Source organism: Georgenia phoenicis (assembly GCF_047302425.1).
Lineage (GTDB): Bacteria > Actinomycetota > Actinomycetes > Actinomycetales > Actinomycetaceae > Oceanitalea.
This window is the reverse complement of sequence record NZ_CP154855.1, coordinates 1,109,869-1,135,614: the sequence shown is the minus strand read 5'-3', so window position 1 is coordinate 1,135,614 and position 25,746 is coordinate 1,109,869. Positions and strand designations below refer to the sequence as shown.

23 protein-coding genes are annotated in these 25,746 nt (G+C 71.6%); 12 read left to right on the top strand and 11 right to left on the bottom strand.

The window, feature by feature from the left end; all coding sequences use genetic code 11:
• The 3 genes from mmsA to AA0005_RS05515 all read left to right on the top strand — a co-directional run bounded on the left by mmsA (position 1) and on the right by AA0005_RS05515 (position 4,397).
• Positions 1-1,542, top strand: coding sequence for a multiple monosaccharide ABC transporter ATP-binding protein (gene mmsA, locus AA0005_RS05525; RefSeq protein ID WP_413452408.1), 1,542 nt, complete (start codon positions 1-3; stop codon positions 1,540-1,542).
• Positions 1,539-2,714 (top strand): multiple monosaccharide ABC transporter permease, encoded by a 1,176-nt coding sequence (gene mmsB / locus AA0005_RS05520; RefSeq protein WP_413452407.1) that lies wholly within the window; start codon positions 1,539-1,541, stop codon positions 2,712-2,714. Before mmsA ends, mmsB begins: the two co-directional genes overlap by 4 nt.
• Positions 2,715-2,798: 84 nt before the next feature.
• Positions 2,799-4,397, top strand: a complete 1,599-nt coding sequence (locus AA0005_RS05515; RefSeq protein WP_413452406.1) for a xylulokinase — start codon at positions 2,799-2,801, stop codon at positions 4,395-4,397.
• A gap of 60 nt (positions 4,398-4,457) precedes the next feature.
• Here AA0005_RS05515 and AA0005_RS05510 read toward each other — a convergent pair whose 3' ends face one another.
• The 4 genes from AA0005_RS05510 to AA0005_RS05495 all read right to left on the bottom strand — a co-directional run bounded on the left by AA0005_RS05510 (position 4,458) and on the right by AA0005_RS05495 (position 9,193).
• Positions 4,458-5,492 carry an ABC transporter permease subunit gene (locus AA0005_RS05510; RefSeq protein ID WP_413452405.1) on the bottom strand — a complete coding sequence of 345 codons (1,035 nt, stop codon included), beginning with the start codon at positions 5,490-5,492 and terminating at the stop codon, positions 4,458-4,460.
• A gap of 41 nt (positions 5,493-5,533) precedes the next feature.
• Entirely contained in the window at positions 5,534-6,595 is a 1,062-nt protein-coding gene (locus AA0005_RS05505) for an ABC transporter permease (protein ID WP_413452404.1), read from the bottom strand.
• Positions 6,592-8,130 (bottom strand): sugar ABC transporter ATP-binding protein, encoded by a 1,539-nt coding sequence (locus AA0005_RS05500; RefSeq protein WP_413452403.1) that lies wholly within the window; start codon positions 8,128-8,130, stop codon positions 6,592-6,594. Before AA0005_RS05500 ends, AA0005_RS05505 begins: the two co-directional genes overlap by 4 nt.
• Positions 8,131-8,215: 85 nt before the next feature.
• A complete protein-coding gene (locus tag AA0005_RS05495) occupies positions 8,216-9,193 on the bottom strand; it encodes an ABC transporter substrate-binding protein (protein ID WP_413452402.1) in 978 nt (325 codons plus the stop codon).
• A gap of 190 nt (positions 9,194-9,383) precedes the next feature.
• Between AA0005_RS05495 and AA0005_RS05490 the strand changes: the two genes are divergently transcribed.
• Positions 9,384-10,409, top strand: coding sequence for a LacI family DNA-binding transcriptional regulator (locus AA0005_RS05490; RefSeq protein ID WP_413452401.1), 1,026 nt, complete (start codon positions 9,384-9,386; stop codon positions 10,407-10,409).
• Between the two features lie 50 nt (positions 10,410-10,459).
• Here the strand turns inward: AA0005_RS05490 and araA are convergent, their stop codons facing one another.
• From araA to AA0005_RS05460, 6 genes are all read right to left on the bottom strand, one after another.
• On the bottom strand, positions 10,460-11,968 hold the full coding sequence (gene araA, locus AA0005_RS05485; protein ID WP_413452400.1) for an L-arabinose isomerase: 1,509 nt from the start codon (positions 11,966-11,968) through the stop codon (positions 10,460-10,462).
• 2 nt (positions 11,969-11,970) lie between these two features.
• Positions 11,971-12,696: an L-ribulose-5-phosphate 4-epimerase gene (locus AA0005_RS05480; protein WP_413452399.1), complete on the bottom strand. Its 726-nt coding sequence runs from the start codon at positions 12,694-12,696 to the stop codon at positions 11,971-11,973.
• Positions 12,697-12,838: 142 nt separating this feature from the next.
• On the bottom strand, positions 12,839-14,737 hold the full coding sequence (locus tag AA0005_RS05475; protein ID WP_413452398.1) for a glycoside hydrolase family 127 protein: 1,899 nt from the start codon (positions 14,735-14,737) through the stop codon (positions 12,839-12,841).
• A gap of 33 nt (positions 14,738-14,770) precedes the next feature.
• A complete protein-coding gene (locus AA0005_RS05470) occupies positions 14,771-15,586 on the bottom strand; it encodes a carbohydrate ABC transporter permease (RefSeq protein ID WP_413452397.1) in 816 nt (271 codons plus the stop codon).
• The gene (locus AA0005_RS05465; protein WP_413452396.1) at positions 15,586-16,518 is read right to left on the bottom strand and encodes a carbohydrate ABC transporter permease; all 933 of its coding nucleotides are present in this window, start codon (positions 16,516-16,518) and stop codon (positions 15,586-15,588) included. Before AA0005_RS05465 ends, AA0005_RS05470 begins: the two co-directional genes overlap by 1 nt.
• 51 nt (positions 16,519-16,569) lie before the next feature.
• On the bottom strand, positions 16,570-17,832 hold the full coding sequence (locus AA0005_RS05460) for an extracellular solute-binding protein (RefSeq protein ID WP_413452395.1): 1,263 nt from the start codon (positions 17,830-17,832) through the stop codon (positions 16,570-16,572).
• Positions 17,833-17,984: 152 nt separating this feature from the next.
• Between AA0005_RS05460 and AA0005_RS05455 the strand changes: the two genes are divergently transcribed.
• From AA0005_RS05455 to AA0005_RS05440, 4 genes are all read left to right on the top strand, one after another.
• A complete protein-coding gene (locus AA0005_RS05455) occupies positions 17,985-19,007 on the top strand; it encodes a LacI family DNA-binding transcriptional regulator (RefSeq protein ID WP_413452394.1) in 1,023 nt (340 codons plus the stop codon).
• A gap of 65 nt (positions 19,008-19,072) precedes the next feature.
• The gene (locus tag AA0005_RS05450; RefSeq protein WP_413452393.1) at positions 19,073-20,110 is read left to right on the top strand and encodes a LacI family DNA-binding transcriptional regulator; all 1,038 of its coding nucleotides are present in this window, start codon (positions 19,073-19,075) and stop codon (positions 20,108-20,110) included.
• Positions 20,111-20,166: 56 nt separating this feature from the next.
• Complete coding sequence (locus tag AA0005_RS05445) at positions 20,167-20,742, top strand: hypothetical protein (protein WP_413452392.1); 576 nt, start codon at positions 20,167-20,169, stop codon at positions 20,740-20,742.
• A 41-nt stretch (positions 20,743-20,783) separates the two neighbouring features.
• A complete protein-coding gene (locus tag AA0005_RS05440) occupies positions 20,784-21,077 on the top strand; it encodes an antibiotic biosynthesis monooxygenase family protein (protein ID WP_413452391.1) in 294 nt (97 codons plus the stop codon).
• Between the two features lie 30 nt (positions 21,078-21,107).
• On the opposite strand, the gene AA0005_RS05435 is transcribed toward AA0005_RS05440, so the two are convergent.
• Positions 21,108-23,087 carry an amino acid transporter gene (locus tag AA0005_RS05435; RefSeq protein WP_413452390.1) on the bottom strand — a complete coding sequence of 660 codons (1,980 nt, stop codon included), beginning with the start codon at positions 23,085-23,087 and terminating at the stop codon, positions 21,108-21,110.
• A 181-nt stretch (positions 23,088-23,268) separates the two neighbouring features.
• On the opposite strand from AA0005_RS05435, the gene AA0005_RS05430 reads away from it, so the two are divergent.
• From AA0005_RS05430 to AA0005_RS05415, 4 genes are all read left to right on the top strand, one after another.
• The gene (locus tag AA0005_RS05430; protein ID WP_413452389.1) at positions 23,269-23,943 is read left to right on the top strand and encodes a hypothetical protein; all 675 of its coding nucleotides are present in this window, start codon (positions 23,269-23,271) and stop codon (positions 23,941-23,943) included.
• A complete protein-coding gene (locus tag AA0005_RS05425) occupies positions 23,943-24,182 on the top strand; it encodes a helix-turn-helix domain-containing protein (RefSeq protein ID WP_413452388.1) in 240 nt (79 codons plus the stop codon). The genes AA0005_RS05430 and AA0005_RS05425 overlap by 1 nt, the downstream gene beginning before the upstream one ends.
• A 262-nt stretch (positions 24,183-24,444) precedes the next feature.
• Positions 24,445-25,173: a LysR substrate-binding domain-containing protein gene (locus AA0005_RS05420; protein WP_413452387.1), complete on the top strand. Its 729-nt coding sequence runs from the start codon at positions 24,445-24,447 to the stop codon at positions 25,171-25,173.
• 4 nt (positions 25,174-25,177) lie between these two features.
• Positions 25,178-25,744 carry a dihydrofolate reductase family protein gene (locus AA0005_RS05415; RefSeq protein ID WP_413452386.1) on the top strand — a complete coding sequence of 189 codons (567 nt, stop codon included), beginning with the start codon at positions 25,178-25,180 and terminating at the stop codon, positions 25,742-25,744.
• Positions 25,745-25,746 lie beyond the last annotated feature (2 nt).

The window sequence follows — 25,746 nt, the reverse complement described above, 5'->3', positions numbered from 1 at the left end:
ATGACCGACAACATCTTGGAGATGCGCTCCATCACCAAGACGTTCCCCGGCGTCAAGGCGCTGCAGGACGTGACGCTGGAGGTGCGCCGTGGTGAGATCCACGCGATCTGCGGCGAGAACGGCGCCGGCAAGTCGACGCTGATGAAGGTCCTCTCGGGTGTCTACCCCCACGGCACCTACGAGGGCGAGATCTACTTCGACGGCAAGGAGGTGCAGTTCGGGTCCATCAACGACTCGGAGGCGCACGGCGTCGTCATCATCCACCAGGAACTGGCCCTCGTCCCGCACCTGTCCGTCGCGGAGAACATCTTCCTCGGCAACGAGGAGCGCGGTAAGGCGGGGCTGATCAACTGGCACGAGACCAACTCCCGCGCCGCGGAGCTCCTCGACCGGGTCGGCCTCACCGAGAACCCCACGACGCCGGTCGGCCAGCTGGGCGTCGGCAAGCAGCAGCTCATCGAGATCGCCAAGGCGCTGTCCAAGGACGTGCGCCTGCTCATCCTCGACGAGCCGACGGCGGCGCTCAACGACACCGACTCCGAGCACCTGCTCGGGCTGCTGCGCCAGCTCAACGCGCAGGGCATCACCTGCATCATGATCTCCCACAAGCTCAACGAGATCGCCGACATCGCCGCCCGCACCACCGTCATCCGTGACGGCCGGACGATCGAGACCCTCGACATGGCCTCCCCGGAGTCCACGCAGGACCGGATCATCCGCAGCATGGTGGGCCGCGACCTCGAGCACCGCTACCCCGAGCGCACCCCGCAGATCGGCGAGGAGGTGCTCCGGGTCGAGGACTGGACCGTCTACCACCCCACCCAGGCGGGGCGCGTCGTCGTCGACAACGCGAGCTTCGACGTCCGGGCCGGTGAGGTCGTCGGCATCGCCGGCCTCATGGGCGCGGGACGCACCGAGCTGGCGATGAGCCTGTTCGGCCGCAGCTACGGACGCGACATCTCCGGCCGGGTCTTCCTCCACGGCAAGGAGGTCAAGGTCCGTTCCGTCAGCGAGGCCATCGACAACGGCATCGCCTACGTGAGCGAGGACCGCAAGCGCTTCGGGCTCAACCTCATCGAGAACATCCGCCGCAACATCTCTGCCGCCGGCCTCCACCGGCTGGCCCCCCGCGGCTGGGTGGACGCGAACGAGGAGCTCAAGGTCGCTGAGGAGTACCGCAGCAACCTCAACATCAAGACGCCGTCCGTGCTGGCCACCGTGGGCAACCTCTCCGGTGGCAACCAGCAGAAGGTCGCGCTGTCGAAGTGGCTCTACACCGAGCCGGAGGTCCTCATCCTCGACGAGCCGACCCGAGGCATCGACGTCGGCGCCAAGTACGAGATCTACACCATCATCAACCGCATGGTCGCGGCCGGGAAGGCGGTCGTCGTCATCTCCTCCGAGCTGCCCGAGCTGCTCGGCATCTGCGACCGCATCTACACCCTGGCGTTCGGCCGGATCACCGGCCAGCTGCCGGTCGAGAAGGCCACTCAGGAAGAGCTCATGGCTCTCATGACCATGGAGAAGGAAAGCGTGAAATGACCGGCATCGCGAACATCCGGGAGCTTGCGTCCCGGAACCTCCGACAGAGCGGCATCCTCATCGCCCTGGTGGCGCTCGTGGCGCTGTTCACGTTCCTCAACCCGAGCTTCCTCAGCCCGGGCAACCTGACGAACATCGTCCTGCAGTACTCCTACATCCTCATCCTCGCCATCGGCATGGTCATCGTCATCATCGGTGGCCACATCGACCTCTCGGTCGGCTCGGTCGTCGCCCTCGCGGGCGCCGTCGCCGCCGTGCTCGTCGTCAAGGGCGGGCAGCCGTGGTGGGTCGGCGTGCTCGCGGCCGTCGGCGTCGGCCTCGCGGTCGGCGTGTGGCAGGGCTTCTGGGTCGCCTTCATCGGGATCCCCGCGTTCATCGTCACCCTGGCCGGCATGCTGCTCTTCCGCGGCATGACCTACCAGGTGCTCGACAACGTCTCCCTCTCCCCCTTCGGCGGGACGTACTACGAGATCGCCAACGGCTTCCAGAACGGGCTGCTCGGCGGCTACGGCTACGACGCGCTCACGCTCATCGTCTTCGGCCTGGCCGTGGCGGGCTACGCCTTCACCCAGGTCCGGGCCCGCCAGGGAGCGCTGCGCTACAAGCAGACCGTCGAGGCCTTCCCGCTGTTCATCCTCAAGATCGTCGTCGTCGGCGCGGTCGTCATGTGGTTCGGCTACCAGCTGGCCGTCAACCGCGGTCTGCCCAACGTCCTCGTCATCCTGGCGATCCTCATCATCGTCTACACGGTGATCACGCAGCGCTCGGTCTTCGGCCGCCACGTCTACGCGATCGGCGGCAACCTGCCGGCCGCGCAGCTGTCCGGCGTCAAGGTCAAGAAGGTCAACTTCATGATCTTCGTCAACATGGGTCTGCTCTCCGGCATCGCCGGCGTCGTCTACTCCTCGCGCATGAACAGCGCGCAGCCGGCGGCGGGCAACATGTTCGAGCTCGACGCGATCGCCGCCTGCTTCATCGGTGGCGCCGCCGTCACCGGTGGTGTCGGTCGCGTGACCGGCGCCATGGTGGGCGCGCTCATCATGGCGGTCATGACCAACGGCATGCAGCTCATGGGCGTGCCGACCTCCACCCAGCAGATCGTCAAGGGTCTCGTGCTGCTCCTCGCCGTGGCCTTCGACGTCTACAACAAGCGCCGCGCCGGGGCTCGCTGAGCCACGTCGCACACGAGGGGCCGTCCACCGGGCGGCCCCTCGTCGCAGTTTCCCGCCCCGTACGTACCCGTGGAAGGACCACAGATGGACCACTCTCACGACCTGGCCGACGCGATCCGCGAGGGCCGCACCTCCCTCGGCATCGAGCTCGGCTCGACCCGGATCAAGGCCTGCCTCGTGGGCCCCGACCCGACGCAGGTCCTGGCCGTGGGCTCCCACGAGTGGGAGAACGAGTTCGCCGGCCGCATGTGGACCTACTCCCTCGAGTCGGTCTGGGCGGGCCTCCAGGGTGCCTACGCCGAGCTGGCCGCCGACGTCGAGCGCCGCTACGGCGTGCGGCTCGAGACCGTCGGCGCGATGGGCGTCTCGGCGATGATGCACGGCTACCTCGCCTTCGGCGCCGACGACGAGCTCCTCGTCCCCTTCCGCACGTGGCGCAACACGACCACCGGCCCGGCGGCCGCGGAGCTCTCCGAGCTGCTCGGCGTCAACATCCCGCTGCGCTGGTCCGTCGCGCACCTCCACCAGGCCGTGCTCGACGGCGAGGAGCACGTCCCGCAGATCCGCTTCCTCACGACCCTCGCCGGGTACGTCCACTGGCGCCTGACCGGCCGCCGGGTGCTCGGCGTCGGGGACGCCTCGGGCATGTTCCCGATCGACCCGGCGACCGGTAGCTACGACGCCCGCATGCTCGAGCAGCTCGACACGCTCCTCGCCGGGCGCCTGCCCGTCGCGCACGCCGTGGACCTGTTCCCCGAGGTGCTCAGCGCCGGCGAGCCGGCGGGTGAGCTCACTGCCGAGGGCGCCGCGCTCCTCGACCCCTCCGGTGCCCTACGCCCGGGCGTGCCGCTGTGCCCGCCCGAGGGTGACGCCGGCACCGGGATGGTCGCGACGAACGCCGTCGCCCCCCGCACCGGCAACGTGAGCGCGGGCACGAGCATCTTCGCCATGGTCGTCCTCGAGCGGCCGCTCGAGGGGATGCACCACGAGATCGACCTCGTCACGACGCCCTCCGGGGACCCGGTCGCGATGGTCCACTGCAACAACGGCGCGAGCGAGCTCGGCGCGTGGGCGAGCCTCTTCGGCCGCTTCGCCGAGGCCGCGGGCACGCCGCTGAGCACCGACGCCGTCTTCGCCACCCTCTTCGGCGAGGCGCTCGACGGCGAGGCGGACGCCGGCGGCCTGCTCGCCTACAACTACCTCGCCGGGGAGCCGGTCACCGGCCTCACCGAGGGCCGCCCGCTCGTCCTGCGCACGCCCGACAGCCGCCTCACCCTGGCCAACTTCGTCCGCGCCCAGGTCTACGGCGTCTTCGGCACGCTGAGCATCGGGATGCAGGTCCTCGCCGCGCAGGGCGTGGCAATCGACCGGATGCTCGCCCACGGCGGCATGTTCCGCACCGCGGGCGTCGCCCAGCGCTTCCTCGCGGGTGCCCTCGACGCGCCCGTGGCCGTCGGGGAGACGGCCTCGGAGGGTGGGGCCTGGGGCATCGCGGTGCTCGCCTCCTACCTCGCCGCGGCGGGCGAGCGGGACCTCGCGAGCTACCTCGACGAGCAGGTCTTCGCCGGTGCCTCCTTCGACACCGCGCAGCCCGACCCGCAGGACGTCGCCGGCTACGCGGCTTTCCTCGAGCGCTACCGGGCGGGCCTCGCGGCGGTGGGGGCCGCCGTCGAGGCGCTCTGACCCGAGCACGCGAGAAGGGGCCGGCCCAGGTGGGCCGGCCCCTTCTGCGTACCGGGTGGCTCAGCTCCTGCGCCGCACGGAGATCGCGCGCTGCAGGATGACGAAGCCGAGAAGGACGATCCCGATGAACACCCGGGTCCACCATGAGTCGAGCCCCTCACGGGCGATGAGCACCTGGATGAGCCCGTAGACGAGCACGCCCACCCCGGTGCCGAGGACGAAGCCCACCCCGCCGGACAGCAGCGTGCCGCCGATGACGACGGCCGCGATCGCGTCGAGCTCCATCCCGATGCCGGTGAGGTTGAAGCCCGAGCGGGTGTAGAAGGCGAAGAGGATGCCCGCGATGCCGGCGCACGTGCCGCTGATGACGTACACGAGGATGCGCGTGCGCTCCCCGCGCAGCCCCATGAGCCGCACCGCCGAGCCGTCGTCCCCGCTGCCCAACCCGTAGACCGTGCGCCCGAAACGCGTGTAGTGGAGCAGGTAGAAGGCCAGGAGCAGGACGACGACGGCGACGACCATGCTCGAGTTGACCCGCCAGAGGCCGCTGCCCTCCCCGAACTGCAGGCTCCACGACGCCAGGGCCGCGAAGCCGGGGTCGTCGATGGCGAGCGACTCGACACTCACGACGTTGGCCAGCCCGCGCGCGAGGAACATGACGGCGAGAGAGGCTATGAACGGTTGGATGTCGAAGACCTGGACCATGACGCCGATGAGCAGGCCGCACAGGGTGCCGATGAGGACCCCGACGACGAGCACGACGGGCAGCGGCACCCCGGCGATGAGCAGCTGCGCCACCGTGAGCCCGACGAGGGCGACGACGGCACCCACCGAGAGGTCGATCCCGCCGGTGAGGATGACGAAGGTCATCCCGACGGCGAGGACCAGCAGGTAGGAGTTGTCCACCAGGAGGTTGGAGAAGAGCCGCATGCTGACGAAGCTCGCGGCGTCGGTGCTGTAGCGGGCCTGGCCCACCCCCAGCATGACGACGAGGGTGGCGACCGTGCCCACGACGGGCAGGAAGCGCCGGTCCACCCGGCCGAGCCGGTCACGCAGACGACCTGCGGTGCCGTCGGGGCGGGGCTGAGGAGCCACGGGCCCTTCCCTCGTGCCCGTTGCGGTCTGCGTCTGCTGTCTCACGCTGCCACCTCCGTGTGGACGTCTGCCCGTGCCCGCCGCAGCTGCACGCGTTCGCGCAGGATGGGCGAGGCCGCCACGGTGACGGCGATGAGGACGAGCGCCTTGAACAGCGGGGTCGTCTCGGAGGGCAGCTGGAAGATGATGACGGCACGCTCGATGGTGCTGAGGATGAGCGCGCCCACGACGACGCCGCCGAGGTAGAACCGGCCGCCGGAGAGCTTGGTGCCGCCGAGGACGACGACCATGATCGCGTCGAGCTCGCGCATGAGGCCGATGTTGTTGGCGTCGGCCGCCATCGTCGGTGCCCCGTAGACGATGCCGGCGAGCGCCGCGAGGAGCCCGGCGATGACGTAGACGATCCACGTCGTGCTCCGCGCCTTGACCCCGGAGAGCCGCGAGGCCTCGCCGTTGATGCCGATCGACTCGAGGAACATCCCCAGCGCGGTCCGCCGGACCATGAGGCTGAGGAGCACGAACACCGCCAGCGCGATGACCACCGGGGTGGGGATCCCGAGCACGAAGCCCGAGCCGATCGACTTGAACGGCGGGCTGGTCACCGTGGTGATCTGCCCCTGCGTGATGAGCATGGCGATACCGCGCCCGGCCACCATGAGGATGAGCGTCGCGATGAAGGGCTGGATGCCGAGCACCGTGACGAGGAAGCCGTTGAAGACACCGACGAGCATGCCGACGAACAGTCCCAGTCCCACGGCGGTGAGCGCGGTGGCTGCGCCGGGGTCCGCGGCTCCGTCGATGTACTCCAGGGACACGGCCAGCGAGATCGCCATGACCGCACCGACGGAGAGGTCGATCCCTCCGGTGGCGATGACGAGGCACATGCCCAGGGCGAGCAGGAGCGGCGTCGCACTGTTGCGGGCGATGTCGACGAGCTGGCCGAACAGGTGCCCGTCACGCAGGGCGATGTCGAGGAACCCGGAGCTGCGCAGCCCGCAGGCGAGGACGAGGAGGACGAGGGCCACGACGGGCCAGAACATGCCGTGGCTGGAGACGTCGCGGAGCAGGTTGCGCCCCGCGCGTCGGTCGGTGGACGCGGTCATGACTCCTGCGCTCCGCTCGTGGCGATGGTCTCGAGGATGGACCCGGGGGTGACGTCGTCGTCGTTGACCACCTCGGCGATGACGCGGCGGTCGCGGAGCACGAGGATCCGCTCGCTGAGCCGCACGACCTCCTCGAGCTCGGAGGAGATGAACACGACGGACATGCCGTCCCGGGAGAGGTCGGCGACGAGCTTCTGGATCTCGGCCTTGGCACCGATGTCGATGCCGCGCGTGGGCTCGTCGAGCACGAGGAGCCGTGGCTTCGTCGCGAGCCAGCGGGCGAGCAGCACCTTCTGCTGGTTGCCGCCGGAGAGGTTCTTGATGAGGGCGTTCGGGTTGGGCGGGTTGATGTCGAGCGCCGCTATGTACTTCGCGACGATCGCGTCGAGCTCCTTGCGCGGGATGGGGCGCCACGTCCCCCGTCCCGCCTGGATCGCCAGGGCGATGTTCTCCCGGACCGTGAGGTCACCGACGATGCCCTCCTTCTTCCGGTCCTCGGTGGAGAAGGCGATGTCGTGGCTCAGTGCCACCCGCGGGGAGCTGAGCCGCACGGGTGTGCCGTCGATCTCGACCGTGCCGTGGTCGGCGCGGTCGACGCCGGCGAGCAGCCGGCCCGCCTCGGTCCGCCCCGAGCCCAGCAGGCCCGCCATGCCGACGATCTCCCCGGCGTTGAGCTCGAGGTCGAAGGGCTCGATCGAGCCGTCCTTGCCGAGACCGACGGCGCGGAGCAGGGGCGTGTCCCCGCTGACGTCGCGCGCGGCGACCTCCCGGGCCTCCTGCTCGATGTCCTCGAAGGCGTCGCTCGCTCGGCCGATCATCTTGGAGATGAGGTCGAGGCGCGGGAGCTCGGCGGTGCGGTGCTCCCCGACGAGCCGGCCGTTGCGCAGCACCGTCATCCGGTCGGAGATCTCGTACACCTGCTCGAGGAAGTGCGAGACGAACAGGATCGCGACCCCCCGGTCACGCAGCTGGCGGATCACCCGGAAGAGCTCGGCGACCTCGGCCTTGTCGAGGCTGGAGGTCGGCTCGTCGAGGATGAGCACCTTGGCGTCGACGACGATCGCGCGGGCGATCGCGCACAGCTGCTGGACGGCGATGGTGTGCGAGGCGAGCGGCGAGCGGGGGTCGATGTCGAGGTTGAGCTGCCCGAGGTGGCGGGCCGCCTCGCGGTGCGTGGCGCGCCAGTTGATGAAGGGCCCGGTGCGCACCTCGTGCCCGAGCATGACGTTCTCACCGACGGTGAGGTTCGAGCAGAGGTTGACCTCCTGGTACACGGTGCTGATGCCGGCCGCCTTCGCGGCGCCCGGGTCGCCGAAGCGCTGCTCCTGGCCGGCGACGACGACGCGTCCCGCGTCGGTGCCGTAGACGCCGGTGAGCGCCTTGATGAGGGTGGACTTCCCGGCGCCGTTCTCGCCCATGAGGGCGTGGACCTCGCCGGGGAACAGCCGGAAGTCGACGGCGTCAAGGGCCTTGACGCCGGGGAACGTGATCGTGATCCCGGTCATCTCGACGACCGAGGCCGGTGCAGCGGACATCGCCGACCTTCCCTGTAGGTGGTGACTGGCTCCCGCCGGGGCGGGCCGACGGCCGGCGCCGGGCTGTCCCGGCGCCGGCCCCGGGTCAGTACGGACGCTCGTCCACGAACTCCTGGGTGATCGTCTGGTCGAAGGCGCTCTCCTCGACGAAGGTCTGCTCGGGGACCTCCTCGCCGGCGTGCACCTGGGTGATGAGCTCGGCGAGCTGGTCACCGAAGACCGGGTTGCACTCGACGACGAAGTTGAACTTTCCGTCGACGAGGGCCTGCAGCCCGTCCTTGACGGCGTCGACGGTGACGATGGTGATGTCCTCACCGGGGACCATCCCGGCCGCCTCGATGGCCTCGATCGCGCCGAGCCCCATGTCGTCGTTGTGGGCGAAGATGAGGTCCATGTCGGGGTAGGCCTGGAGCGCCGCCTCCACGGCCGTGCGGCCCTCGGCGCGGGTGAAGTTGCCGCTGGCCTCGCCGATGACCTGGTCACCGACGATCTCGCGGAAACCCTCTTGACGGTCGACCTGCGCGCCGGAGCCCATCGTGCCCTGGAGCTCGAAGATCTGGGCGTCGGGGTGGTTCTCGGCCACCCACTCCCCCGCTGTCACGCCCTCCGCGCGGAAGTCCGAGCCGATCCACGTGACGAAGGGGTCCTCGACGGTGGTCTCGACGGTGCGGTCAACGAGGACGACGGGGATCCCGGCGTCCTTGATCTCCTGGAGCACCTGGTCCCAGCCCGTCTCGATGACCGGCGAGAACGCGATGACATCCATCCCCTGCGAGACGAAGTCACGCAGGGCCCGGATCTGGTTCTCCTGCTTCTGCTGGGCGTCGACGAAGGTGAGGTCGATCCCGTTCTCCTCACTCAGGCTGGCCTGGACCGACTCCGTGTTGGCCGTGCGCCACCCGCTCTCGGCGCCGAGCTGGGAGAAGCCGACCCGGACGAGGCCGTCCCCGCCTCCCTCGGCGCTCTCGTCACCGCCCCCTCCGCCACAGCCGGCCAGGGCCAGCATCGCGGCTGCCGCCACAGCCACGGTCGCCCGCAGGCGTGCGCCTCTGCTACTGAACATGTCTCCTCCTCGAGATGCATCTACGGCGATGCCTGCCGCACTCAGCGTGCGTGTCAGTGTGTTAGCGCTCTCATTGTGGGCGCTAACATTTCACCGGTCAAGAGGTTTCGCGGAGCTTGTGGTCGACGTCGACCGGTCTCCGGGAGGCCCTTCTGGTCAGTCGACGCCGACACCGCCCACAGGGGGAACCATGGACCCGACGCCACGCCGCCCGCCCGTCATGGCCGACGTCGCCGCGCGGGCCGGGGTGTCGCACCAGACCGTCTCCCGGGTGCTCAACTCCCCCGGGCTGGTGCGCCCGGAGACGCGGGACCGGGTGCTCCGCTCGATCGCCGAGCTGGGCTACCGGCGCAACCTGTCGGCGCGGGCGCTGGTGACGAACCGGAGCCAGCTCATCGGCGTCGTCACACCGGGCGTGACCCTCTTCGGCCCGAGCAGCGCGACGACGTCCATCCAGCGCGCCGCCCGCGCGGCCGGGTACGCCAGCGTCAGCGCGGCCATCGAGGACACGACGACGAACCCCCGCGAGGTCCTCGAGTTCTTCCTCGACCTCCGGGTCGACGGGATCGTCGTCGTCGCGCCGACCGTCCGGACCGCCGAGGCGGCGCGCGGGCTCGCGGCCTCCCTGCCCGTCGTCGTCATCTCGGCGGACCGGTCCACCGACGGGCCGCTGCACTTGGTGAGCATCGACCACCACCGCGGGGCGCAGGACGCCACCGCGCACCTCGTCGGCCTCGGGCACCGGCACATCGCGCACGTCGCGGGGCCGGCCGACTGGTTCGACGCGCACGCCCGCGTCGAGGGCTGGCGCGCGCAGCTCCTCACGGCCGGGCTCCCGGTCCCCAAGGTGCTCCCGGGAGGCTGGGACGCGAGCGACGGCTACGCCGCGGGGCGGCGGCTCCTGGCGCAGCGGCAGGTCCCGACGGCGGTCTTCGCCGCCAACGACCACCTCGCCCTCGGCCTGCTGCGCGCCTTCGCCGACGCCGGCCTGCGGGTGCCCGAGGACGTCGCCGTGGTGGGCTACGACGACGTCCCGGGCTCAGCCTTCTACGGTCCGCCCCTCACGACGGTGCGCCAGCCCTTCGACGAGGTGGGCGTCCAGGCCATCGAGACGCTGCTGGCCGTCCTCGAGGGCGCCACTCCGGCTCCGGTGTCGAGCAGACCCCAGCTCGTGGTCCGCGCCTCCTCGGGGCCGCACGCGCCGCGCCAAGGGTGAGCACGCGAAAGGGGCCGGCCCACTCGGGCCGGCCCCTTCTGCGTGCGTGCCTACAGGCCCTGGGCCAGGCGGTAGTAGGCGAGGTTGAGGCGCAGCTCGTCGCGGAAGGCCCGAGCCGAGGTGTTCTCGTCGATGATCGCCAGCTCGATGCCCGCGATCGTGGCGAGGTCCTCGAAGGCCTCGATACCCAGCGCCGTCGACATGACGGTGTGGTGCGCTCCCCCGGCGGTCAGCCAGCACTCCGCGGACGTCGCGAAGTCCGGGCGCGGCTCCCACACGGCGCAGGCCACGGGCAGGTTCGGCAGCGCCTCGTCCGGCTCGACGACGTCGACGACGTTCGCGGTGAGCCGGAAGCGCTCGCGCAGGTCGGCGAGGGAGACGACGACGGCGGTGCCCGGGTCGGCCGTGAACTTGAGGCGGACGGGGTCCTCGCGGTCGCCGATGCCCAGCGGGTGGATCTCCAGCGAGGGCTTGGTCTCCGTGAGGCTGGGGCACACCTCGAGCATGTGCGCGCCGAGGATCTTCTCCCGGCCCGGGGTCATCTCGTAGGTGTAGTCCTCCATGAGCGAGGCTCCGCCGGGCAGGCCGTAGCCCATGACCTTGGCCGCGCGCACGAGGATCGCGGTCTTCCAGTCGCCCTCGGCACCGAAGCCGTAGCCGTCGGCCATGAGCCGCTGGACGGCCAGGCCGGGCAGCTGGCGCAGCCCGCCGAGGTCCTGGAAGTTCGTCGTGAAGGCGGTGAAGCCGCCCTCCTCGAGGAAGGCGCGCAGCGCGAGCTCCTGGCGGGCGCCGTAGCGCAGCGACTCGCGACGGTCACCGTCGGGGCCGAGCTCGGGGACGACGTCGTACAGCTCGTCGTACTCGGCGACGAGCGCGTCGATCGCGGACTCCTCGACGGCCTCGACCTTCTCGACGAGGTCGTTGACGCCCCACGTGTTGATCGAGACGCCCAGGGCGATCTCGGCCTCGGTCTTGTCACCCTCGGTGACGGCGACGTCGCGCATGTTGTCGCCGAAGCGGGCCACGCGCATGTGCTGCAGCGCGTCCCAGCCGGCGGCGGCGCGGGTCCAGGTGGCGATCTGGTCGCGCACCGGCTCGTGGCTGGCGTGCCCGACGACGGTCTTGCGCGCCACGCCCATCCGGGTGGCGAGGTAGGCGAACTCCCGGTCGCCATGCGCCGCCTGGTTGAGGTTCATGAAGTCCATGTCGATCGTGGACCACGGCAGCGCGAGGTTGGCCTGGGTGTGGAGGTGGAGCAGCGGCTTGGTCAGCGCGTCGAGCCCGAGGATCCACATCTTCGCCGGGGAGAAGGTGTGCATCCACACGATGACGCCGAGGCAGCTCGGGTCGGCGTTGGCGGCCTGGGCGGTGTCGCGGATCGCGTCGCGGTCCTTCATCGTGCCCTTGAGCACGATCCGCACCGGGATCTGCGCGGCCTCGTTGAGGGTCGTGACGATCTGCGCCGACTGCTCGGCGACCTGGGCGAGGGTGTCCTCGCCGTAGAGGTCCTGGCTCCCGGTGAGGAACCAGATCTCCTTGCCCTCGAAGGGGTTGTCCATGTTCAGCTCTCCTGCTCGTCGTCGTCGGCGGGCTGGCCGTAGACGTTCTGGTAGCGGTCGTACAGGCGGTCGATGTCGGCCTGGTCCATCGGGATCGGGGTGCCGAGCTGGCGGGCGAGGAAGGTCGTCCGTGCGACCTCCTCGACCATGACGGCGGCCTTGACGGCGGCGCGGGCGTCCTTGCCGATCGTGAAGGGCCCGTGGTTCTGCATGAGCACCGCCGGGGAGCGCGAGTCGCGCAGCGTCTCGACGATGCCGCGGCCGATGGAGTCGTCGCCGATGAGGGCGAAGGGGCCGATGGGGACGGGCCCGCCGAACTCGTCGGCCATCATCGTCAGCGTGCACGGCACCGGCTCGCCGACGGCGGCCCAGGCGGTCGCGTAGGGCGAGTGGGTGTGGACGACGCCGCCCACCTCCGGCATGTGCCGGTAGACGTAGGCGTGCGCGGCGGTGTCGGACGAGGGCTGCAGGTGGGCCGCGGTGCCGTCGTCGATCTTCGTGCCGTCGAGCTCGCACACGACCATGACGTCGGGGGCCAGCTCGTCGTAGGAGACGCCCGAGGGCTTGATGACGAACAGGTCCGTGCCGGGCACCCGCTGGGAGACGTTCCCGGCCGTCCACACGACGAGCCCGTTGCGCGGGAGCTCGGCGTGCAGCGCGGCGACGACGCCGCGCGTGTTGGCCACCGCCTCCTGCTGCTCGGCGGTGAGATCTCGCAGCGCCCTCATCGCGCCACCTCCGTGTCGGTCCGTGCAGTCACTGGTGTCCTCCCAAAGCGTCGTCGTCGACCGTTCGGCTCCGATGTTACCGCTCACATCGCCGGAAACCGAGCAGGACGGCGGGACCGTCTCGTCCCGCCGTCCGCGCGGCTCAGGCCTGCGGGATCCACACCCGCATGGTCGAGGGACCGCGGTTGCCCCAGCGGTGGTAGGGCACGAGCGGCACGAGGCCCGCGTCCTCGACCGCCTCCGGGTGCGGCGGCTCGGCCGCGAAGGGCCAGCTCCGCTCGTCGGGCGCCGCGGTGCGGACCCGCACGAGCACCTGCCCGTCCCGCTCGACCGGAGCGGCCCCGACCTCGACGGCGGCGAGGTTGACGTCCTCCCCGAGGTCCGTGGACTCCAGCGCCATGACGAGCGGGCCGCGCTCGACGGCCACCTGCCCGCGCACGGCGTCCACGCGCGGGTCGGCCCAGGTCCAGCGGGCGCGCACCGGCAGGTCGAGCTCGACGACGTCGCCCGCGCGGAAGGCGCGGCGCACCTCGGCGTAGCCGGGCATGACGGTCGTCTCCTGCCCGTCCACGCGCAGGACCGCACCGACGGTCGCCCAGCCCGGCACGCGCACCCGCAGCGTCCAGGGCCGGGTGGCGTCCTCGCGGACGACGACGCGCAGCCGCCCGTCGTGCGGGTAGTCGGTCTCGACGTCCAGGGCCACGGGGCAGCCGTCGGGCAGCGTCGTGCGCACCTCGCAGGCGGCCAGCTGCTGGAGCTGGACGCCGTTGTCGTCGGCCGTCGCGACGTAGGTGCCGAAGGAGGCGACGGTGCGCGCCACGTTCGTGGGGCAGCAGGAGACGGCGAACCACGGGGCGCGCAGGCTCGACGCCGCACGCGGGGCCACCTCGTCGGTGGCGGCCGTCGTGCCCGGCTCCCGCTGGTGGAGGGTGTTGGTGTAGAAGAAGCCGCGCCCGTCCTCGGAGGGGGACGTGGCGACGACGTTGAGCAGCACCCGCTCGACGAGGTCGGCGTGGACGGGGTCGCCGGTGGCGAGGAGCAGCCGCTCCCCCACCATGGCGGCACCGACGCCGGCGCAGGTCTCGGAGTAGGCGCGGTCGGAGGGCAGCTCGAAGTCGTCACCGAAGGCCTCGCCCTCGTGGTGGGCGCCCATGCCGCCGGTGAGGTAGGTCCGGCGGGCGACCGTGCGGCTCACCTGCCGGGCCACCGCCCCGAGGAGCTCGTCGTCGCCGGTCTCGACGGCGACGTCGATCGCGCCGGCCGCGAGGTAGAGGGCCCGCACGGCGTGGCCGCGCAGCACCTCCGCGTCGCGCACCGGGACGTCCTCCTGGAAGTACTCCGGGCCGAACCAGATCTCGCCGAGCCGGCCGTGGCCGCGGCGCTCGACGAAGAGCCGTGCCTGGTCGAGGTACTTGCGCTCCCCCGTGTAACGAGCGAGCTCGGCGAGCGCCGGCTCGATCTCCGGGTGCCCGCAGATCGTGTCGAGACCGTCGGGGCCGAAGGTCTCGCACACGTGGTCGGCGGCCCGGATGGCGATGTCGACGAAGCGGTCGCGCCCGTGGGTGCGGCCGCGGGCGACGCCTGCCTGGATGAGGTGGCCGAAGCAGTAGAGCTCGTGGCCCCACTCCATGTCGCTGTAGCGCGGCTGCTGGCCGGGGCGCCCGAAGTGGGTGTTGAGGTAGCCGTCCTCCTCCTGAACCGGCTCGATGCGGTCGACGAGCGCCTGGAAGCGGGCCTCCAGCTCGGGGTCACCGGTGCGCCCGATCTCCCAGGCCATCGCCTCCATGAGCTTGTAGACGTCGGAGTCGGCGAACTCCCGGCCCTGCCGGTCGGCGGGCAGCCGGCCCTCGACGGCCGCGTCGAAGTTGCCGATCCAGCCGACCCGCTCCATCCAGTCCTCGGCGTGACGGATCATCACCGTGGCGTTGAGCTGCTGGAAGTCCTTCCAGAACCCTCCGGTGACGCGGACCTCGTGGAGGTCGAGCGGCCGCAGGACGCCCGTCGAGGGCGAGACGGGCAGCGCAGGTGTGCCTGTGGGCATGACGGTTTCCAACTCCTTGAAGGCGTGGCGGGACTACTTGACGGCGCCGACGGTGAGGCCGTCGCGGAGCAGCCGGTAGCTGAGCGCGTAGACGATGAGGATCGGGAGGGACGTGAGGACGGCCAGCACCATGAGGCCGGGCCAGTCGATGCCGAAGGCGCCGACCTGCTGCGCGACGAGCGCGCTCAGCGGGTAGGTCCCCGGCGAGAGGAAGAGGTTGACCGCGTAGAGGAACTCGCCCCACGCGAGCATGAAGACGAGCGTCCCGGTCGTCGCGACACCGTTGCGCGCCACGGGCAGGACGATCCGCCCGAAGGTGCGCAGCAGGTTCGCGCCGTCGAGCGAGGCGGCCTCCTCGAGCGAGACGGGCACGGCCCGGAAGAAGGGGCGCATGAGCATGACAGCGAAGGGCGTGAGCAGCGCCGTGTCGGCGATGATGACGCCGAGCGTGCTGTCGAGCAGCCCCCACTGGCTGAAGACCTGGAACAGCGGGATGACGTTGGCCGTCTGCGGCAGCATCTGCAGGACGATGAGCAGCGCCAGCCCCACCGAGGTGAGCAGGCCGCTCGTGCGCGCCAGGGCGTAGGCGGCGGGGATCCCGATGAGCAGGACGAGCGCCGTCGTCCCGACCGCGATGACGACCGACTGCCGCAACGCGACGAACAGGTCCGGCCCGAGGACGTTGACGTAGGCCTCCGTCACGGGGCGGAACACGAGGGCGGCGTCACTGTTGAAGACGTCCCCGCTGGACTTGAAGGACGTGAGGACGATCCACAGCAACGGGACGCCGTACAGCAGCGCGAGGATGATCTTGATGCCGGTGGTGACCGGCCCGGCCTTGGTGCGCACTACTCGCTCTCCTCCCTGCGGATGCTGCGGACGTAGACGAGGGCCAGGACGACGACGAGGAGCACGGTGATGACCGACGTCGCCGATCCCAGGCCGAAGTCGTAGCGCCCGAAGGCCTGGAGGTACCCGAGGAAGGGCAGGGTCGTCGTCGCGGAGCCCGGCCCGCCGTAGGTCATGACGTAGATGTAGTCGAAGCTGCGGAAGCCGAAGACGATCGTGAGGACGAGCAGGACCATCGCCGTCGGGCGGGCGGCGGGGATCATGATGTGGCGGATCTCCTGCCACTTGTTCGCGCCGTCGAGCGCGGCGGCCTCGAAGACCTCCGGGGAGATGTTGAGCAGCGCCGCGCGGAAGACGAGGGCGTTGAAGGGGATGACCGCCCACGAGTTGACGAAGGCGACCGCCCACAGCGCCCACTGCGGGTCGTAGAGGAAGGGCAGTGCCGTGTCGGTCAGCCCCAGCCAGCGGGCGAGCATGTTGAGCAGCCCGGCGTCGGCGAGGAGGAACTTCCACACGCTGCCGTTGACCACCGGCGGCAGCGCCCAGACGAAGACCATGACCGCGAGGACCGCCGCGGACCACCAGCCGGTGGTCCGCAGCGCGATCGCGGCGGCCAGGCCGCCGACCATGCCGACGACCGTGACGAACAGGACGAAGACGAGGGTGCGCAGCAGCGCGCCGGTCGTCTCGCCGGACTCGAAGCCGGCGCGGAAGTTGTCCAGGCCGCTGAAGACCCAGTCGGTGTTGAGCGTCGCCGAGGTGACGTCGCTCAGGCTCATCGACACGAGCGTGTACAGCGGGTAGATCGAGAACAGGGCGAAGAAGATCGCCGCGGGGACGAGGAAGACGTACCGCGTGTTCCTCGTCCGCGCCGGTCGCGGGGACGTGCGCCCGCGACGGCGGGGAGGCGCCGGTACCGGGGTGATCGTCATGTCAGCCATGCCTCTCACGAGTAGTTGTCGACATCAGCGCCTCCCCCTCCGTCAGCCGATGAGGCCCTGGAGCTGCCCGATGACCTGGGCGGCGGCGTCCTCGGGGGTGCTCTGCCCGGCGAGCGCGGCGCTCCACGCCTGGCCCACCGCGGTCTGGACGTCGGCGACGACCTCCGGCGGGATGACCGAGGCCGGGTAGTTGGTGCCGCGCTCGTTGAGCGTCTCGGCGAAGGGCTGGAGCAGCTCGTCGCTCGTCACGCTCTCCTCGGCGGAGGCGTCGGCGCGGGACGGGATCGACCCGACGTTCTGCTGGGCGATGAGCTGGCCGTCGTAGTCGAGGTAGGTCGACTGCAGGTACTCCCAGGCGAGGTCGGGGTTGTCGGAGTTGGCGCCGATGGCCTGGCCCTCACCACCGAGGTAGACCTGGCCGCTGTCGCCGAGCGGGAGCGGGACGACGCCGTACTCGAAGTCGGCGTCCGCCTCGGCGGCGCCCATCTGCCAGTTGCCGTTCTCGGCGAAGGCGACGCCACCGGCGGTGAACTGCTGGAAGGGCACGGTCTGGTCCCAGGTGACGGCCTCCTGCGAGAGGTAGCCCTCCTCGATCCAGCCGCGGACCCGGCCCAGCCCCTCGGCGAGGGCGGCCTCGTCGAGGTTCTCGTAGTCGAAGCCCGCGTCGCTGAGCCACGGGTAGGCCTGCCACTCGCCCTGCGACTGCGGCAGCGCGGAGAGCGTGATGCCGCGGTAGCCGGCGTCGACGGCGGCGGCCATGGCGGACTCGAGCTCCTCCATGGTCGTGGGCGGCTCGACGCCGATCTCCGCGAGGATGTCGGCGTTGTACCAGAGGCCGAGGAGGTTGACGTAGCCCTGGACGGCGTAGGTGGACCCGTCCATGCCGTGGATGACGGCGTCGGGGAGCTGGTCGGCGTCCTCGAAGTCCGCCAGGTAGTCGTCGAGCGGGGCGAGCGCACCGGCCATCGCCAGCGTGCTCCACTCGGCGCCGTTGAAGACGATGACGTCGGGGCCCTCGCCCGCTCCGGCGGCCGAGACGACCTTGGAGTTCATCTGGTCGTAGGGCTGGAACACGTTGTTGACGGTGACGCCCTCGTGCTCCTCCTCGAACTTCTCCGCGTAGGCGTCCATCAGCGCGACCTGGTTGTCCTCGCTGAAGTAGTGCCACACGGTGAGCTCGTTCGAGCCGCCACCGCTCGCGCCGTCGTCGGCTGCGTCGTCACTGCCACCGCCGCACGCGGCCAGGGTCAGTGCCAGGACTGCGGTGGCCCCCACCATCGCGCGCCTCGTCAACTGGGTCGTCATTGCACCCTCTCCTCCTCCGGGCTGTGCCCGGATCCCATGTGGGGTCGGTACGGAAACGTACCGAAATGGTTTTCGGGAGCACCGTAGCACGAGTCGCGGGCCACAAAACAACGCTACGATGACCGTCGTTTCATCCCACGTGAGGAGCCGCCGTGAACGACGACGTACTTCCCCGCGGCCGCAAGGTGACCCTCCGGGACGTCGCCCAGCTCGCGGGGGTCTCGGTCGCGACCGCGTCCAAGGCACTGAACGGACGCGCGAACGTCCACCCCGAGACCCGACGGCGGGTGGTCGAGACGGCCGAGCGCCTCGCCTTCACGCCCAACGCGCTGGCGCAGAACCTGCTCAGCGGGCACAGCGGCACGGTCGGGCTGCTGACCAACGACCTCGAGGGCCGCTTCTCCATCCCCATCCTCATGGGGGCCGAGGACGCCTTCGGCGCGGGGAAGACCTCGATCTTCCTCTGCGACGCGCGCGAGGACCCGATCCGCGAGTCCTACCACCTCCAGGCGCTGCTCGGGCGCCGGGTCGACGGGCTCATCGTCGTCGGCAGCCGCACCGACCCGCGCCCGCCGCTGCCGGACCTCCCGGTGCCCGTCGTCTACGTCTACGCCCCCTCCGAGGACCCGGCGGACCTGTCCCTCGTCCCGGACAACGTCGGCGCCGGGCGCCAGGCCGCCGAGCACCTGCTCGGCCTGGGGCGCACCCGCATCGCCCACATCGCCGGTGACCCGGCCTACGCGGCGGCCCGCGACCGCGTCCAGGGCGTCGACGAGGCCATGGCGGCCGCCGGCCTCGCGCTCGTCGACGGCCGCGCCGTCCACGGCACCTGGTCCGAGTCCTGGGGCAGGGCGGCGGCCCGCACGGTCCTCGAGCGCTCGGAGGTCGACGCGATCATCTGCGGCAGCGACCAGATCGCGCGCGGGGTCCTCGACACGCTGCGCGACCTCGGCCGCGAGGTGCCCCGCGACGTCGCCGTCGTCAGCTTCGACAACTGGGAGATCCTCGCGACGGGGGCCCGGCCGCAGCTGACGAGCGTCGACATGTGCTTCGAGGAGCTCGGGCGCCGCGCCGCGCAGGCGATCTTCGACGCGATCGACGGCAAGCGGGAGTCGGGCGTACACACCCAGCCGTGCCGGCTCGTCGTGCGCGGCTCCTCCCTCGAAGGAGCCTGAGACCGCTCACATGCACGGGCCCGGAGGCGGCACAATGTGCCCCGACGAGCCGATTGGAGAACCCAGTGGACAACGAGGTGCCGAAGGCCCGGCGTTCGCCGGTGATGGCGGACGTCGCCGCGCACGCCGGCGTCTCCCACCAGACGGTCTCGCGGGTGCTCAACTCCCCCGACCTGGTGCGGCCCGCCACCCGGGAGCGGGTGGAGCGGGCGATCGAGGCCCTGGGCTACCGCCGCAACATGTCCGCGCGCGCGCTGGCCACCCGCCGCTCCCACCTCATCGGGGTCGTCACGCCCGCGGTCACGCTCTTCGGGCCCAGCCACATGACGCTGGCGATCCAGGAGGCGGCCCTCACCTACGGCTACGCGACGATCAGCGCCGCGACCGAGACGGCCCGCACCAGCCCCACCGAGGTCCTCGACTTCTTCCTCACCCTCGGCGTGGACGGCGTCATCGTCGTCGCCCCCACGACGCAGACGGCGGTGGAGGCGCAGCGGCTGGCGGGGACGCTGCCCGTCGTCGCCATCGCCACCGACCTGGCCGACCCGGGACCGCTGCACGTCGTCGCCATCGACAACGAGCAGGGCGCGCGGGACGCGACGGCGCACCTCGTCTCCCTGGGCCACGAGCGCATCGCCCACCTCGCCGGGCCCGCGGACTGGTTTGACGCGCGCGCCCGGGTCGTCGGCTGGCGGGCGGCGCTCGAGGAGGCGGGGCTGCCCGTGCCCGAGCCGGTGAGCGGCGGCTGGGAGGGCACCGACGGCTACGCCGGTGCGCACCGCCTGCTCGCCCAGCGGGAGCTGCCCACCGCCGTCTTCGCGGCGAACGACTACATGGCGCTCGGCGCGATGCGCGCCTTCCACCGGGCGGGGCTGCGGATCCCGGATGACATCGCCGTCGTCGGCTACGACGACGTCGCGGGCTGTGAGTTCTACGAGCCGCCGCTGACGACGGTGCGCCAGCCCTTCGAGGCGCTCGGCCGGCACGCCATCGACACGCTCTTCGCCGCCCTCGACGGGCGCGAGGGGGACCCGGTGCCGAACCGGCCCCGGCTCATCGTCCGCGAGTCCTCGGGCGCCGTCGCCCAGGAGCCCGCCGGCTGACCCAGGTCGGCCGAAAGGCTGACGCCGTGCCGCGGGCCGCGCGGGACCGTGGTGCCGTGGCTAGGGAGAGGGCAGGGGACGGCAGCGCGCTGCGGCCGGTGCGCGGGCTGCAGTGGCTGTGGCGCGGCGTGCTCGGCACCGAGCACGCCGGTGCGCGGTGGGACGTCGAGGTCGACTTCCTCGACTGGGACGAGAAGGTCCACCTCTACCGCGACGGCGTGCAGGAGCGGGTGCAGCGCGGCACCTCCGCCTTCGTGCTGGACGACGGCGCCCGCATCGAGGTGCGGTGGAGCACCTACGGCCTGCGCCGCGCGCACCTCGTGCACGTCGACGGCACCGAGGTGCCGCTCGTGCCGGCGCCCGGTACGGCCGAGCGGTGGCGGGCGGACCTGGACCACGAGCGCCCCGGGCTCAGCCGCCGCCTGGCCCTGGCCTCTTGGACGGTGCTCGTCCTGGCGCTGCTCCTCCAGGTCCCGCAGCTCCTCGAGCTCGGTGCCGGCGTCACCGGGTGGTACGCCTTCACCTCCCCCGTCGAGCTGCCGGCCTGGCTCAACACGCCGCTGTCCGTGGCGGCCGTCCTCGCCGGGCTCGAGCGCGCCCTGCGCCTGCGCCACCACTGGCTGCTCGACTGACGTGCCTACGATCGGGGTACGAACGACCCGAGGGAGACCGCATGTCCGTCGTCAAGATCAACGCCATCTCCGTGCCCGAGGGCGCCGGCGCCGAGCTCGAGGCGCGTTTCGCCGCGCGCAAGCACGCCGTCGACTCCGCCCCCGGCTTCGAGGGCTTCCAGCTGCTGCGCCCGGTGGCCGGCGAGGACCGCTACTTCGTCGTGACGACGTGGGCGAGCCAGGCCGACTTCGAGGCGTGGCGCGACTCCCGGGAGTTCTCCCACGGCCACGGTGGCGGGCGCCCCGTGGCCAGCGGCGCCGACCTCCTGGAGTTCGAGGTCGTCGAGCTCTCCTGACGACGACGGCGGCGCCTTCCCTCCGCCGGCTCACCCGCCCACGTGGATGGTGGGCCGCCGCTCCGGGTCGGGCTCGGCGCGCCGGATGATCTCCCGGACGAGCACCGGGGTGTCCCCCTGCCCGAGGAACAGGTAGCGCAGGAGGTGGTGCACCGGGGAGCCCTCCGACCACGCGAAGTAGCAGTGCGGGCGCACCCCGGTGGCCGCCGCGAGCGCGAGCAGGATGCCGGCGATGGCGTTGGGGGCGGCCGGGCTGTGGACGCGCAGCACCCGGTAGCCGGCCACCTGGACCCCGTGGACGTGGAGGTCCTCGGAGAAGCGGGAGGGGTCGTCGACGACGACCTCGAGGAAGAGCTCGTGGGCGCGGGTGGGCAGTCTGTTGAGGCCGTGCTGCTCGCTCTCCTTGTGCTCGTACTGCTGCGGCCCGCCGCGCTCGGGCTTCTTCGCCACGACGTTGAGCGTGCCGTCGTGACGGAGCGCATCGGCCAGGTAGCGGCGGGCGGCGTCGTCGAAGGTGATGCTCCCGACGCGCAGCTCGATCGTCCTCGCCGCTCGCGACAGGAGTGAGGTGAGCACGATGCCGAGGACGAAGACGGCGGCGATCGCGATGCCGTCGGGGTGGGTGACGACGTTGTCGACGAGCGCGTAGCCCAGGAGCGCGGTGAGCACGCCGAAGCCGGTGGCCGCGCGCCGTCGTCGCCCTCGGGCCATGGAGATGGTGACCGCGACGGCGGCCGAGATCATCATCGCGAGGATGCCGGTGGCGTAGGCCCCCGCCTGCGCATCGACGTCGGCGTCGAAGACGACGGTGAGCGCGATCGCGAGCGTCCCGTAGACGAGGACGACAGGCCGCACGGCGCGCCCCCACTCCGGCGCCATCCCGTAGGCCGGGAGGTAGCGCGGGACGATGTTGACGAGGCCCGCCATGGCGGAGGCGCCCGCGAACCAGAGGATGAGCACGGTGCTGACGTCGTAGACCGTGCCGAAGGCCTCCCCCAGCAGCCCGTGGGCGAGGTAGGCGAGCGCGCGCCCGTTGGCGGCGCCGCCCGGCTCGAGCTCGGCGGGCGGGACGAGAAGGGTCGTGACGGCGCTCGTGGCCAGGAGGTAGCCGGACATGACGAGCGCCGCCGTCGTCAGCAGGGCGTGGGTGTTGCGGATCCGGGTCTGCCGGCTGGGCCGTTCACCGGCGGAGACGAGCGGCATCATGCTCACGCCCGTCTCGAAGCCGGACAGGCCGAGGATGAGCAGCGGGAAGGCGAGGACGACGTGGGTCAGCCCGCTCGCCGGCGGCGTGGCGAGCAGCCCCTGCCACCAGTCGTGGAGCGGGTCGGGCCGGGCGAGGAGCTCGGTCGCACCGGCGGCGACGACGGCGGCGTTGAGCACGAGGAAGAGCCCGACGACGGGGATGGCCACGGTGATCGCCTCGGTGAAGCCGAGGAGGAAGACGCCGGTGAGGACGAGCAGGAGCGCGATGGTCACCCCGACGGCGTGGTCGGACAGCGCCTCGGGGACGAGCGGGCTCTCGACGAGGTGGACCGTCGCGTCGGAGGCGGAGAGCGTCATCGTGACGATCCACGACGTGACGACGAAGCCGAGGAGCGCGAGGACGAAGACCTTGCCGCGCCAGAAGGGCAGCAGGTGCTCGAGCATGGCGATCGAGCCCTGCCCGTGCGGGCTCTCCTTCGCGACCTGCCGGTACATCGGCAGCACCCCGAAGAGGGTGAGCGCGACGATGACGAGCGTGGCGAGCGGGGACAGCGCGCCCGCGGCGAGCGCCGCGATCCCGGGCAGGTAGGCGAGGGTGGAGAAGTAGTCCAGGCCGGTGAGGCACATGACCTTCCACCACGCGTGGGTGCGCGCGGCCGGGTGCGTGGTCTGCGGGCCAGCGGGGGACACCTCGTGGCGCAGCAGCCACCGCACGACGGCGTGGCGCGGCTCGGGGCGGCGGACCGGGCTGGGCACCCGGGCGGGCACGCGCAGGTTCGTCCGCGCGCTGAGTCTCGACGTCATTCCTGAGCTCCGAGGTCGACTCGTCGCAGATGAGGCGCTGCGCCGTCGGGCCCCAGAGGCAGGAGCTCGGGCGAGAGCGTACGCCTGCCGCGGGGCGTGCGCTACACCGTTGACAGGGGTGCCCTCGGAGCCTAGGTTTAGCGACATTCGTTATTAACGACTATCGCTAAGGAGTGCCACCATGGACGCTGCGACACCTCAGGTGGACGAGCGGCCCACCATGTCCCGCGGGGACCGCTTCGCCCTCGGAGCGACGGCGGCACTGGCCGGGCTGGTGGCCCTGGGCGCGGCGGCCGGCGGCGTACTGTCCGTCGTCAACGCGCTGCGCGACGACCCGCTGACCATCTCCGGCTTCGCGCTCGCCAACGCCCGCACGCCGGAGTTCACCGCGCCCTTCGCGCAGGTGACCGACGCCCGGTACGAGAGCGTGACCCTCACACTCACCGAGCTGCCGGACGCCGCGCGGTGGCTCCTCGCCGGGCAGGCGGCGGTGGTCGCACTGGCCGTCACGGGCGTGAGCCTGACCCTGCTGTGGCTCGCGCTGCGGGTGCTCCGCACCCGCCCCTTCGGGCGGTCGATGACGGCCGCGCTCGTCGCCAGCGCCGCCCTCATCGCCGTCGGCGGCACGGTGAGCCAGGTCCTCGACGCCGCCGGGAAGGCGGCGGTCGTCGACCACCTCGGTCCGGACGTCACCGCCGGCGCGGACACCGCCCGCCCCGAGGGCTACGAGGGCCTCATGGCCTTCGCGCTCGACCTCGACCTCGCGCCGCTGGGCGTGGCCCTGGCGCTCGGCGTCGTCGCCCTCGCCTTCCAGGTCGGGGCGCGCCTGCAGCGGGACACCGAGGGCCTGGTCTGATGGCGCGCGCCACGGCCGAGGACGACTCCCCCACCGGCGTCCACTGCCGGCTCGACGAGCTCCTCGCCGAGCGCGGTATGACGCTGACCCGGCTGAGCGAGCTCGTGGGGATGAGCATCGTCAACCTCTCGGTGCTGAAGAACGACCGCGCCCGCGCCATCCGCTTCTCCACCCTCACCGCGATCTGCCACGCCCTCGACTGCGAGATCGGCGACCTCCTCGTCCGCAGCGACCGCTGAGCCGCCGCCCCAGGCAGGGGCGCTTGCACCCGAGCGTCCCGCTGGTTGCATGCCACAACAAACCGACACGGGGTCGGCGCGGGCGCACAGGCGGCTCATCCGAGTTCGGCAAACTCCCGGGCCGGCAGCACGGGCCCGGTTGACGACGGCGTGCCGACGACGCACGCGCACAGGAGGACTCACATGTCATGCGCACCCCGGAAGGTCATGGCGATCCTGCCCGGGCTGGACCCCGGTGATGCGGCCGGCCCTCATGATGTAGGTGCGATCGCAGCGCCTGCTCGATGCCCAACGCGAGGGAGTCGTCGCCCTCGACATCCCCGCCCTGCTCCAGCGCTTCCGGGAGCCGCACGGTGCCGTGCGGGTGAGCCTGCACGTGCGGTCGAGCGACACGATGGCGGCGCAGGTGGCGGCGGGTGAGCTCGACGTCGCGGTGCTCGGGCTGCGGGAGGGCGTGCACCCGCGCGGGGTCGAGGCACGCGAGCTGGCCCGGGAGCGGCTAATCGACGTCCTCCCGCCGCCCCGTCCCCTCGCCGAGCGCGGGACGGTGTCGCTGCGCGACCTGGCCGACGAGACCTTCGCGGACTTCCCACGGACCTCACCGGGGCGGGCGCAGAGCGACCACGCCTTCGCCGCCGCCGGGCTGGAGCGCGAGGTCGCCTACGAGGTGACGTCCGCCGAGCTCATGCTCAGCCTCGTCGCGCAGGGGCTGGCGGTCACGCTGCTCGCCGAGGAGATCGCGGTGCGCCACCCTGGCGTCCGGACGGTCCCGGTGAACGACGGCCCGGTCCGCGTGGAGTACCTCGCGTGGAGCGCCTTAAACCCTCCCCCGCGACGCGTGCCCTCCTGGCCATGCTCGAGCTGCCGGCCGGGTAAAACACTTGAACGCACACCCTCGCTGGTGGTACATCGGCGGCACAGTGTCGGCCCGGCCGGCCACCGGTGCCTCGGCGCGGCTCGACACAGCAGTCACAGTCGAGGAGGGGGATGAGCCCATGCGCACGCTGATCGTCACCGCGTTCGTGTCCGTCGACGGCGTCATGGAGGCCCCGGGCGGCGGCCCGGGGTACCGCAACGCCGGATGGACGTTCAAGGAGGTGGAGTTCGACGAGGCCGCCTACGAGATCAAGGGTCGCGAGCAGGAGGAGGCCGGCGCCCTGCTGCTCGGCCGCCGCAGCTACGAGGAGTTCGCGCCGGTCTGGCCGACGATGGAGGAGTTCGCCCGGTACAACACGCTGCCCCGCTACGTCGTGTCGACCACCCTCGAGCGGGACGACCCCCGGTGGCCGGCGACCATCCTGCGCTCGCTCGACGACGTCGCCGAGCTCAAGGAGCAGTCCGACGGCGGCCCGATCCTCGTCCACGGCAGCGCCCAGCTCGGGGCCGCGCTGGCGGACGCCGGACTCGTCGACCGCTACTACCTGCTCGTCTACCCGCTGCTGCTCGGGGCGGGCAAGCGCCTCTTCAGCACGGCGGACAAGGACGCGACCCGGCTGCGGCTCGTCGAGCACGAGGCGTACTCCAACGGCATCCAGAAGCAGGTCTACGACGTCGTCCGGTGAGA